Source organism: Nostoc sp. C052, from assembly GCF_013393905.1.
In the GTDB taxonomy this organism is placed as follows: Bacteria; Cyanobacteriota; Cyanobacteriia; order Cyanobacteriales; family Nostocaceae; genus Nostoc.
The window spans coordinates 1,483,605-1,495,826 of the sequence record NZ_CP040272.1; the positions used below are offsets into that span (position 1 = coordinate 1,483,605).

Annotated in this window: 6 protein-coding genes; all 6 read right to left on the reverse strand. The window is 39.7% G+C overall.

Features of this window, described 5'->3' with window-relative positions; translation table 11 throughout:
• Positions 1–86: 86 nt before the first annotated feature.
• Positions 87–2,207, reverse strand: coding sequence for a patatin-like phospholipase family protein (locus tag FD723_RS06115; RefSeq protein WP_179064521.1), 2,121 nt, complete (start codon positions 2,205–2,207; stop codon positions 87–89).
• 597 nt (positions 2,208–2,804) lie between these two features.
• Entirely contained in the window at positions 2,805–3,974 is a 1,170-nt protein-coding gene (locus FD723_RS06120; RefSeq protein WP_179064522.1) for a DUF6014 family protein, read from the reverse strand.
• 136 nt (positions 3,975–4,110) lie between these two features.
• Entirely contained in the window at positions 4,111–6,138 is a 2,028-nt protein-coding gene (locus tag FD723_RS06125) for an ABC transporter ATP-binding protein/permease (protein ID WP_179064523.1), read from the reverse strand.
• Positions 6,139–6,194: 56 nt separating this feature from the next.
• Positions 6,195–6,932, reverse strand: a complete 738-nt coding sequence (locus FD723_RS06130) for an SDR family oxidoreductase (protein ID WP_179064524.1) — start codon at positions 6,930–6,932, stop codon at positions 6,195–6,197.
• A 105-nt stretch (positions 6,933–7,037) separates the two neighbouring features.
• A complete protein-coding gene (locus FD723_RS06135) occupies positions 7,038–7,865 on the reverse strand; it encodes a class I SAM-dependent methyltransferase (RefSeq protein ID WP_256875089.1) in 828 nt (275 codons plus the stop codon).
• A 38-nt stretch (positions 7,866–7,903) separates the two neighbouring features.
• The gene (locus FD723_RS06140; protein ID WP_179064525.1) at positions 7,904–12,220 is read right to left on the reverse strand and encodes a non-ribosomal peptide synthetase; all 4,317 of its coding nucleotides are present in this window, start codon (positions 12,218–12,220) and stop codon (positions 7,904–7,906) included.
• Positions 12,221–12,222 lie beyond the last annotated feature (2 nt).

The window sequence follows — 12,222 nt, forward strand, 5'->3', positions numbered from 1 at the left end:
TGGTCATTGCCCCAATCCCCAGTCCCCATTTCGACCTATTGAAAATTACTGGTTTCACTCCATTATCATTCAGAAAAGCTCAGAATTTAGGCTAATAAAATACTAATCAACTCATCTATCTCTTTACTTTTTTCTTGAATGAGTGTGTTAGCTAAAGTTTGTAACTGCCTCAGATTTTCTGGTTTGGCATTATCTATAGCTTCGAGTTCAGTTTTTAAGAACGTTTGGAATCGATAATAAGAAGTTTGCTTACCTTTATTATTAGCCTCAAACAACCGTTCTAATTCTCCAGCTACTACTTCACTGCCACCGTCAAGCACAATATTTAACAACGGTTTTGCCCATTGCAATAGTCCCCATTTTTTAACTTCGTCATAAGGGTAGATACTCGTCAGGGAACCAGTACCAAGGGATACTACCAAGATATCTTCTGTATTCAGAACTTGTTTGTTTTCTTGTCTACTAATTTGTGCCTCTAAAATAGCCAAATTAGCGGGATTATTCGCAACTACTCCACCATCGACTAAAGTATAGAAACCATTGCTATTATGAGAACTTGCAACACGATAGGGAGCAAAATAAGTCGGAGTTGCACTGGTTGCCAATGCCGCATCTGTGAGGGTAAAACCTGAAGATAACTTGCGAAATCTTTTCGATTCTGTCTCTTGTTTTTCGATTTTGTTGGTAAAGAATATGGGAATTCGCTGCTCGATATCGTAGCTAGTTACGAAAACTTCTTTGAGATTATTTTCTAGAGGAGTGTCGCCAAAATATTGTCTGATGATTTCTTCTCTGCCTTCAGAAGAATATTTTGGTTGGATAAATATATCTTCTAGCTGACCGAGTATTTGTTCCCAGAATGGCTCGTAAAATATCTCAGCCCCATACTCAAGATATATTTGGACGAGATCCTCGGCGCTGTATTGGGCGGTAGGTGGGCTATCAGTGGAATCTAAATTCAATCGGGGTTTGGTTAATCCGAGTGCCAGAATTCCGCCGCTAGAAGTGCCAGCAATTAAATCGAACAAACTAAAAATCGGCTTTTGTGTCCGCTTTTCAATTTCTGCTAGTACCAGGGCTGGAATAATGCCCCGAATACCGCCGCCATCAATAGCAAGGATTTTATATTTGGGATTAGCTTTCGTAGTCATAGTTTTTTGCGATCGCTCCTGAGTTGATATTTGTGGTTGTTCTTGCTGTTGGATATTTACTGCGACTGTTTCAGATTTCTCTTCTTTTGGCTTCGTAGTTTGAATATTTGCAGATTTTTCGCTCTGTCTTTTCGTCCCTTTTTTAGCCTTTGGGTTTACAGTTGTGGCTTGGATTGGGACACCAGTTTCTAAAATTAGCGGAACTTCAAAGGGTGCTTGCTGCAACTCAGCTTCACTGACAGCAATTACTTCAACGGGCTGACTTTCTTCCTCCAGCACGACAGTTTCCGTAGCGTTTCCCTCCTCGGCACTACTCGCTGACTGATCTTGTCTCTCACTCTCGTTCGATGATTGTGTAATCCCAAATGGAAGTTGTGCTAAATCCCAATTCGGATTCCCACGCAAGTTTCCATCATGGCCATTTACAGTCTGATCTTTTACAGTTTTTCCTTGTCCTTCATTTAATGCCCAGTAAGCGACTAATCCTTGTTCGTTTCCAACTAGAGGCTGATAACGATGCCTCTGGATTTCCACTGGAGGGCAGGGATAATTCCAGATGCTAATGTTAGCTAATTGGCCTGTGAAATATACGTTGTTGTGTAAAGTCGCGCCTAGAGTCACAGAACTAGTTGCTTTGTTTAGAGAGTCACCTGTAAAATGGCTAAAATATTCATGATCGTCAAGATATATGCTCAGTTGACCTTTATTAAAAACAATGGCAAAAAAGTGCCATTGCCCAACAGTTAATTCTTCAGTACCAAAAGTTTTAATTTTCTTCTCAATAGTTTCATCAATAAATACATCTAGGTTCCCTGATTCACTGATGCCGAACTCAAAATTATCACTATATCGATCTGAAGAACGGGCAAAAAAAACATTGCGCGTTCCATAAGTAGTAGCTTTATCTGTTAGCTGATGAGGATTTATCCATCCTGAAATCGTAAAGGCTGAACTTCCCTGAGCAAAAACACCAGCAAAATCGTTTTTGCCAAAATCTATGTAATCATTTTGACCATCAAATGTTAGAACTGATTGGCTATAGACCTGGTTTGTCACAAGATTTTAATCTCCAAAGTAAGATAATTTTTAATGACGCTCAATAACTCGCTAACGTAATTCGTAATTAATAAATGCAATAGATAGAAGATAAGTTTTTTATAAAAACTATAGCTGGTTACTAAACCTGTTGAACGACCTCTGTTAAACGGATTTTTGTGTCAATTAAGCAATTTATAGGAATTTAGTAATTTTTGTAGAGCCAAAGATTATTTTTTGCATTAAATAAACTAGCTTTTTTTTTAACATTTAAACAACATACTTCAATACTTGTCGGTTAAGGAGAAAAGGGAAATAAAACCTTTAACCTATAAGATAAACTCAATTACGAGTTAAAAACGCACAAAACGAGTAGTATTGCAATTTGCTTAATCTAGACTCTCAAATAATCTCAGCTTTATCAAGAAAATGCAATAGCAGGTAAAACAATCTAAATAGACAGTTAAGACAGTTAAATGGACAGTTAAGACAGTTAAATGGACAGTTAAGACAGTTAAGACAGTTAAATGGACAAAATCTCCTTTACAAAACTTAATTACGAATTATTTTAATATTCCCCCTGTTTGTACAACAACGCTAAAAATAGGGGGAAACCCATTATTGCAACTGTGCCCAAATTCCTTGACAGCGTTCCATAACTAGCCCCTGAAAAACTGATTGAGTTGATGGGTGAATGTCTATTTTGTATAGATAGAAAATACCTGTAGGACTTTTAAGGTTTAACTCTCTTCGGGTAAGAGATAATGCTTGTGCGCGATGGAGTTCCACAGCTTGAAGTAAACCTGGATAACTCAAATTACGCAAAGCTAATTGACCCTTTTTAGTGATGTATATGGCATCATTTTGAAAAAGATATTCTAAGCTGATCAGGCTAGCATATACATCCGTATCTTTTTCTATGCCTCCTAAGCGGTGAGCATCTAAACCAAAGCGAATACAGAAATTGACAGCTACCAACTTCCCAGCTTCTTGGGCAGGTAAAATGCAGGCTGCAAACTCAAACCCTAGACTATCAGCTCGCCATTCCTCTACACCACCATAGGCATAGTTTTGGAAAAGATTTTGCTTTACCTTGAAGTCAAATCCTAAACCGCTTGCATGTCCGGCTTCATGAACTTGAGTGTCTATATGACGATAGCGTTCACTATTGATTTCGTCTTCTAAAGGGCCTAATAGTAAATTAGCTGTTTCATGTTCAAATACTTTTTGAATGCATTCGCGGCTAGAACCTAAAAAACGTCGTCGCTGTTCGCTTGCATTGTTTAATGCTGGGCCACAAACACTGTTAGGAAAAAACCATCCATTCGGGACGATGAAGGCTTCGCTAGTTTCACCACTGACATTACCACAACTAGCAATCTCAGTAAAGGAAAGATTTCTGGGAATTGCTTGGCCTAGTGTTCCAAATTTTTCACGACTCAAATTTTCTAATTGTTCAATAGATGGCTGAGAGTTATCGTGCATTTTCCCATAAATTGCGCTTAAAGCAACCTTATGTTGGCATTGTCGATTTATTTGGTAAGGTGCAACAATCAAAAAATAGCCATTTTTACCAATAAAATCCATATTGATAAAGCCTTCAGACAAGATACTCCAGTCGTTATTTTCTAAAGCATCTGCTGTGTTGAGTAGCCAATTTGGAGGAAGTTCACAAGAGTTTGTTGCCTGTTGACGCAGTTTTTTGACAGCAATGGCAATTTCATCTTGCTCAATATTTTGGACTATTTGTTTGGCTAATTCTTGTTTATCTACAAAGATTATTGTCATTTTCTATACCTAATAATGAAAATATTTGAAAGTACGAAATTGCATTAACTTTTGCTCTATTTATGGTTAAAGATTCTGCTGATTTTTTAGGTAAAATCATTAGATTCTTTACCTAAAAAACATGAGTCATTAACTTTTAAATTCTCACCCATTTCAACACATTAGGGTCTTTGTTATAGAGGTAGGTAAAGCCATCCTTGCCAGTAATGGATTTACCAAGACTTCCTCTGCTTCTGATACTGGCAGGTGAATAGTCTGTTAATATCTGCATTTCTTTATGAGAAAATCCTTCAATTGTGACTGTTGCTACGCCTGTTTCTAGTTGAGCTTTGGATTCATTGTTCGGAAAATTATCTATTGTAATTTGATAATTTTTAGAGGGAGTAGTGACAATTTCTTTGGTTTTTTGTAGGCGATAATCCTGCACGGTTACAAGTTGCCAACTAGAATCTTGTGATAGTTCTAAAACCCATTGATGATAATTAAATAAACTTTCTCTATGTCCAACACTGATAAATGTTGTTTTGGTTTCTTGTAACTGTTGATATAAACTCTCTTCATTATTCAAATCTAAAGCACTGGTTGCTTCATCTAATATAGTGAAGCTAGGATGAGTAACTAATAGTCGTGCGAATGCAAGGCGTTGTTGTTCTCCCAACGAGAGTATATTTTCCCAAGGAACTTCTGTATCAAAACCATCGACTCTACTGAGCAAGTTTTGCAGATTAACTTGTTGTAAAACTGCTTCAAGTTCTCGATCGCTCATTTCACGATTTGTATGGGGATAGAGTAATTGTTCGCGCAGAGTTCCTAAAATTATGTAAGGACGTTGGGGCAAAAATAAGACTTCTTCTAAGGGAGGTCGCACCAGACGACCAGTCCCCGCATTCCACAAACCTGCGATCGCTCTCAACAGAGAACTTTTACCTCGACCACTAGGGCCAACTATCAATAAACCTTCTCCTTTCTGAACAGAAAGTGATAAGTCTTCGACGATCACCTGCTCATAGTTGGGCGTTTGTAAAGTGACATGCTCAAAAGCGAGATGGTTTTCTTCTATTGTTTTAATCGTACTCACTTTTTCGGGTTGCTTAGTCACTTCTTCTAAAGCATCCGAAAATTCAGCTAGACGCTCAGTGTAGCTAGAAAATCGTCCAGAAGTCGCAAATTCATTTATTAATTGTCCAAGAGCGCTAGCAAATAAATTACAAGCTAAAGCAGCTTGTCCAAGTTGTCCAAAATCAATTTCATCTCTAATATATAACGGTGCAAGTACTAAAAAGGGGAATATTTGGATAACTGCTTGATATCCTCGACTAAAAATTTCTTTACCTCTCTCCCAATTAATCTTGCGTTCAGCATTTTTGATAATATTACTAAATCGGCGCTGAATTATATTTGATTCTTGCTTTTCTCCCTGAAAAAAAGCTATTGATTCGGCGTGATTGCGAACATGAGTTAGTGCATAATTGTAATCAGCTTTAAATTCGAGTTCCTCTTGATTAATTTTATTTAATCCTTGATTTAAGTAGACAGCAATAAAATTGCCTACAATCGTATAAGCAAGCAGAATTAAAGCGATTTCTTGGGAAATTACCCAGACAATTATTAAAAAAGTCGTCATTTCCAGCACTTTTTCCAGGAAAGTAGCTGAAAAGCTCAAAGCACTACTGGTAATAGGTTCAATTTCTTGGGATAGGCGTTGATCTGGATTATCAACATCGGATCTAAAGTTAATTCTATAATAAGCACGATTGCTCAAATATTTATCTAAAATTTGATTGTTTAGCCATTTGTACCAATCAAGAGCGATTTTTTTTCTGACAAATTTAGAAAATCCTACTAAAAGTGTGACTAAGACAAGCCCAACAATATTGATTGATAAAGTGTTAATGAACTTAGAATAATCTTTTTCTTGAATAAGAGTATCGACCAAATAGCGACTAACAAAACTATCAAAAGCAGTCATACCGACAAGGGCAATGATTAGTAATATTAGGAGAATCAGCATTCCCCATGAACGAATCACGTCTGAGAATGCTCTTTCACCTGCCTTTGTTGGATACCAGTAAGGCCCTGCGATCGCTCTGACATCCTCCCAAAATTGAATAAAACCTGAAAAAGCATTGGTTGCGGGTTGAGCTTGAACAACTTGGGTTGGCATATTTTAGAAATAAACTGAAATTTTTATCCGTCTAGCTAAACCAATTAGTATTGTGATTACAGTAAGAGAACTCCACCATCCACAGGCAAAATCACCCCTGTGATATAGGGATTCGTGAGCAAACTTAATATTGCTTGGGCCACTTCTTCTGGTTTTCCAAGATGTTGTACAGGCAATGCAGTTTCAGCCCACTTTGTCAAGTCCGATCGTTCCGACTCACTTTGATGGCTCAATACACTTGTATCCTCCACTAATCCAGGGGCAATGACGTTGACTCGAATTGGTGCGAGTTCTAACGCCAGCGATCGCCCAAACACCGCGACGGCAGCATTGGCGGCTGATACCACTGAAATACCACCCAGTTTTGAAGTTTTGAAGATAGAGACACTGGAAGTTAGGGTAATCGAGCCGTCAGCCGCGATATTTTTCAGCGATGCACGGACAGCAAAAAACGCTCTCCAGAATTTCTCTAGTGCGCCTTGAGCCGTTTCTATTGTCATCTCAGAAAAAAGCGATCGCGGCAGATTTCTGTCTCCCACAGATGTGACAACTAAATGATCGAAGTTTCCGACTTTCTCAAATAGAGCATTGACTGAATCCTCATTCAAAATATCAACTGCGATCGCTGCAATCTCTCCAGAAAGCGGCTCTATTGCTTGGTTCAACTTGTCTTGTGAGGGAGTTGATATCACCACCGATGCCCCTAGTTCTGCTGTTGCTTTAGCGATCGCCAGATCAAGCCCTGAGCTTTCGCCAATAATCACCACTTTCTTACCTGATAGCGACTTAACCATTGTTTTGCCTCGTGAAGTATGAAATATATATCAACAGATTTTAAATTTTTGATTTTGGATTTAAGATTCAAAATTTAAACGCGAGAATTAATTCAAAATCTAAAATCAAAAATTGTGTGATGGTACTTTTGTCGGCTTCTTGGCTGAAACCAAAAAATAATCTATCGATGAAGAATCTAGCAAGCCATCTATGCCAACCACGTTTGTCTGATAGATTTGTTCATCAATCTTTCCGGCTTTAAATTCCTCTTCAATCGAAGATTTTAAATATCGATAGTGTTTGAGCCAGCATTCATCAGTCACGCCCACAAATTCTACCTGCTGGAATCCTACTTGTTGATAAAGATTTTTATACTCCTGAATATCTCTGACATTATTACTTTCAGGAATAATCCAATCACCGAAATGCTGTGTATTTTCAAAGATGATATCAGAGAGGATCAGATTGCCTCCTGGCTTCAATACTCGCCAAGCTTCTTTGAGAAACTTTGCTCTTGTATCAAAGTAGAAAGCTGCCTCAACACAGATAATGTTATCAAACAAATCATCTTCAAATTCCATCTGCACAGCATCCATACAAATGAATTTGCAACCTGGGGCATTAACTGTACTTCTTTCGATTTGTCTGGCAGAAATATTAATGCCTAGAACGTCAGCAGGCGAGTAATATTTGAGTAGATAACTAGTAGTTGCTCCTAAACCACAGCCAACATCAAGGATATTTCCCTGCTTTTCTGGAATAAAGTCTAAAAGCTTTTCCATCAAATTAAAACAGGCTTCCTCTTGATTATGAGTCTCTGATTGCCAATAGCCAACATTGAAAAACTCTTTTTGACCGTAGAACTCTCTAATCGGAGGATTTAGAATTAAACTGTCAAACTTACTGATATATTCGCTTCTATCCATTTTTAATCTGATGTTTTTATTAGTCATTGATCATTGCTCATTGCGAAAGAGGAGACAGGAGTTTTTTAATTTTTAATTGATTTCTCCCGCACTTTTTCGATGCAAACTTTCAACTCTTCGGCTAAAACTTGGACATGAGGTTCAGCCATAATCGTAATATGGTTGCCTAATACAAAATGGATATCTACTGGTTCCTTAGAAAAATTGCTCCAGCCTAAGTCTGAATCCTGAAAACTTGCATCATATAACTCACTATCAGGGTTTTCTGGAAGATCCTCGTTACCGCGTAAAAGTGTAATTTGCTCTGGATAAATCTGTTGTGGTACATAATCAACTAGACATAGACAGCTAGCTTTATAAGCTTGTACCATATTTTTAAGCTGCGTAGTTTCAGCATTTGGAGGCATCATATTAACCGTTTTTAAATGCTGTAAAACGTATTTTAGTCGCTCCTCCACAGCCAAAGATTGGAGGGTATCATAAGAAAGATCGATATTCTTTTCCAAAAAAACTTCTACTCCCTTGATTACCTCAGCTAGCCACCTAGCATCATCCCAATTAATATAATCAATCAGCATCAGCTTATCTTTATAAGTTGGCGCTGAAGCATCAATCACGACAAGTAGAGCTACCTTATACCCCTGATTAACCAACTGCTGGGCCATTTCAAAAGCTACGTTACCTCCATAAGAATGCCCTCCCAAAAAGTATGGCCCTTGCGGTTGAACAACTTGCATTGCTTTAATGTAATTACTAGCAATATCCTCAATTCGGGTAACTGGCTCTGATTCTCCAAATAGATATAGCTCATTTTGAAAACTATATAATGGTTGGTCTGCTCCTAAATGACGCCCTAAATGATAGAAATAGAAAGGTTTGCCACCGGCTCCGGGAACACAGAAGAAAGGTAAGTTTGAACCATAAGGTTGAATTGCTACCAAACAAGATGAACTCGAATAATCTGAGTCTTTCTGTACAATTGTTGCCAATTGTTCAATAGTTGGATTTTGAAAAAGAGTGATTAAAGGAATATCTTTACCAAAGTGCTGCTTAATTTGAGACATTACATAGGAAGCTAAAAGGGAATGACCACCAAGATCAAAAAAGTTATCTTGTACTCCTACCTTGTCAACCTTAAGAATCTTTGACCAGATTTGTACGAGTTGCAGTTCTAATTGGTTACGAGGTTCAACAAATTTGTCTGAGTTACTGGTGTTAGAAGGTGCTTTCAAGGCGCGACGGTCTACTTTACCATTAGGTGTTAGTGGCAAGGAATCCAACATCACAAAAGCATAAGGAACCATGTATGCAGGTAGTTTATTGCTAAGAAACTGGCGCAGAACGCTTACTGTGGGTTTCACCTCTTTTTGCGGCACTATGTATGCGACTAACTGCTTTTCACCTGGGATATCTTCGCGGGCAATGACGCAAGATACTTGCACATCATCATGTTGGCTCAGAACGGCTTCAATTTCTCCCAACTCGATGCGGAAGCCGCGTATTTTCACCTGATTGTCGATGCGTCCTAAGTATTCTATATTGCCATCAGGTAAATAGCGTGCTAAATCCCCAGTTTTATAAAGTCGGGGACTGGGGACTGGGAAGAATTTCTGCCCCTCTGTTCCCCTGCCTTGAGCGAAGGGATTAGAAATGAATTTCTTATTAGTCAACTCTGGACGGTTGAGATAGCCTCGTGCTAATCCTGCACCACCAATATACAGTTCTCCTGGCATACCCATAGGAACCGGTTGCAGATATTTGTCTAAGATGTAGGTTTGCGTGTTGGCGATCGTTCGACCAATAGGAATTGACTCTATAGTTGCGTCAATCTGTCTAGGGATAGGGTGACAACAAGTAAAAGTTGTGCCTTCTGTTGGCCCATACCCATTAATGATTTGCGTAAATGGCAGAGTTTCTAAAGCTCTCTGAACGTGAGCAACCGAAAGTGCTTCCCCACCAATTAGTAGCTGTTCAATTCCTGATAAGGCTTGTGGGTCATCATCAATTATGGAGTTAAATAAAGCAGCCGTTAGCCATAAAATATTAATCCCATGTTTGTAGATTTCATGCCTGAGACTTTTAGCAGTAGGAATACTTTCGGGGAAAAGAACGCATCTGCCACCATGCAACAAAGCTCCCCAAATCTCGAACGTGGAAGCATCAAAAGAAATTGGGGCTATCTGTAGAAATCTTTGGGTTGCATCAAGATGAACGTAATTCACTCCAAACAAAAGACGATTAACGCCACGGTGAATAACTTCAACTCCTTTAGGCTGACCAGTTGAACCAGAGGTATAAATTACATAAGCCAAATTAGTTGCTTGCACATCAGCAATCGCATTATCCTGATTTGATTGAGCAATCAACTGCCAGTCAGTATCTAAATAAACAAGCTGTGCTTGATGCTGTGGAAGCTTTTCAGCGAGTTGCTGCTGGGTCAATATGACTGAAACTTGAGCATCTTGGAGCATAAAGCTTAAACGCTCAGTCGGATACTCTGGGTCAAGTGGCAGATATGCCCCACCCGCCTTGAGAATTCCCAGTAGGCCCACAATCATTAAAGGCGATCGCTCTACACATAACCCAACTAGTACATCTGCTCCCACACCCAAGGATTGCAAGTAATGCGCCAACTGGTTAGCGCGACTATTCAACTCACCATAAGTTAGTTGTTGATTTACTCTGCGAGAAGCATCGCTGCGCTCGTCTACAAATACCACTGCCACGGCATCGGGTGTACGCTTTACCTGTTCCTCAAACAACTGATGAATACACAAATCATAAGGATAATCGACTTGAGTATTGTTCCACTCCACCAACAATTGATGACGTTCTGCTTGATTCAACAGTGTTAATTCCGAAATTCGCGCTTTGGGATTAGCGACAATTGCTTTGAGTAAAGTTTGAAAATGTTGGCCGATGCGAGTAATTGTAGTGGCATCAAATAAATCAGTGTTATAACACCAAACGCCCTCCAAACCTCCTGGAACTTCCCAGTAGTTTACTTCCAGGTCAAATCTGACTTTTACATCAAGTGGTAACGGCACATTCTGAATAGTTAAACCTGGCAAATTAGCAGCAGATTGTGGAGCATTCTGGAGGGAAAACATCACCTGTACCAGAGGATTACGACTCAAATCTCGGTCTGGCTGTAATTTTTCTACCAACATCTCAAAGGGCAAGTCCTGATGAGAGTATGCTGATAATGTGGTTTGCCGCACTTGCGCTAAAAAGTCTGCAAAACTGGGATTTCCAGAAAGATCACCCCTTAATGCTAGGGTATTCGCAAAAAATCCCATCAGCTGCTCGATGGCGGGACTGTTACGATTAGCGATCGGGGAGCCAACAACAATATCTGACTGACCACTGTAACGAGAGAGTAAGACCAAAAAAGCTGCCAGTAGGGTCATAAACAGGGTTGTGTCTGACTCCTGGCTCAATTGTTTCAGGCGTTGCGTGAGGTCGCGATCCAGTTGAAAACACTCAACTCCACCCTGGAAGGTCTGAACTGGGGAACGTTGTCGATCTGTAGGTAGTTCTAGTACACCAGGCGCACCCACTAACTGTTTTTGCCAGTAATTGAGTTGGCGATCGAGGACTTCGCCAGTTAGCCATTGGCGTTGCCAAACTGCAAAGTCGGCGTACTGGATGGGTAATTCAGCTAGTGGGTTGGGTAATCCTTGGCTGAAAGCTTTGTATAGTTGAGATAATTCTTGGAAAAAGATGTTCAAAGACCAACCATCGTAGATGATGTGGTGCATCTTCAACAGCAGTACATACTCCTGGTTACTCAGTTGCAGTAGGGTGAATTGCACTAATGGCCCAACAGCTAGATCGAAGGGTGCGGATGCAACAGACTTCGCTATTTGTCGAATTTGCTCAGTTTGTTCTTCAATGGATAACCCCTGCAAATCATGGATTGGCAAAGTTAAGGCAGTGTTTGGGGCAATTCGCTGGATTGGTTTTCCGTCTACCGTAGGGAAAGTGGTTCTTAAGACCTCGTGGCGGCGAATAAGTTCACTGAGGCTCTGTTCTAATGCAACTATATTGGGTGAACCATCTAGCCGCAAAGCCTCCAGCATATTGTAAGCAGTACTATCGGGTGATATCTGGTGGATAAACCAGAGTCGTTGTTGGGCAAAAGATAGCGGTAGCTCACCATCGCGTGGTACGGGTTGAATTGACAACTGCTCGGAGGTTTTAAGCTGCTTTGCCTCTTGTAATAATAAAATCAGGTCTGTTTTACGTTGGGCGATTTCCTGGCGTAGCGTTGGAGTTAACGCCCCTTCCGGTGCCTGACAGCGCAAGCGATCGCCATCAGTTTCTAAGTTAATCCTCAAACTTCTTAGTTGATAAAGGAATTCAAATGTGCTGCTAGTCATTC

Coding starts and splice junctions, on each gene's coding strand:
- FD723_RS06120 (WP_179064522.1), bottom strand. CDS start 3,974: ATGACAATAATCTTTGTAGATAAACAAGAATTAGCCAAACAAATAGTC.
- FD723_RS06125 (WP_179064523.1), bottom strand. CDS start 6,138: ATGCCAACCCAAGTTGTTCAAGCTCAACCCGCAACCAATGCTTTTTCA.
- FD723_RS06130 (WP_179064524.1), bottom strand. CDS start 6,932: ATGGTTAAGTCGCTATCAGGTAAGAAAGTGGTGATTATTGGCGAAAGC.
- FD723_RS06135 (WP_256875089.1), bottom strand. CDS start 7,865: ATGACTAATAAAAACATCAGATTAAAAATGGATAGAAGCGAATATATC.
- FD723_RS06140 (WP_179064525.1), bottom strand. CDS start 12,220: ATGACTAGCAGCACATTTGAATTCCTTTATCAACTAAGAAGTTTGAGG.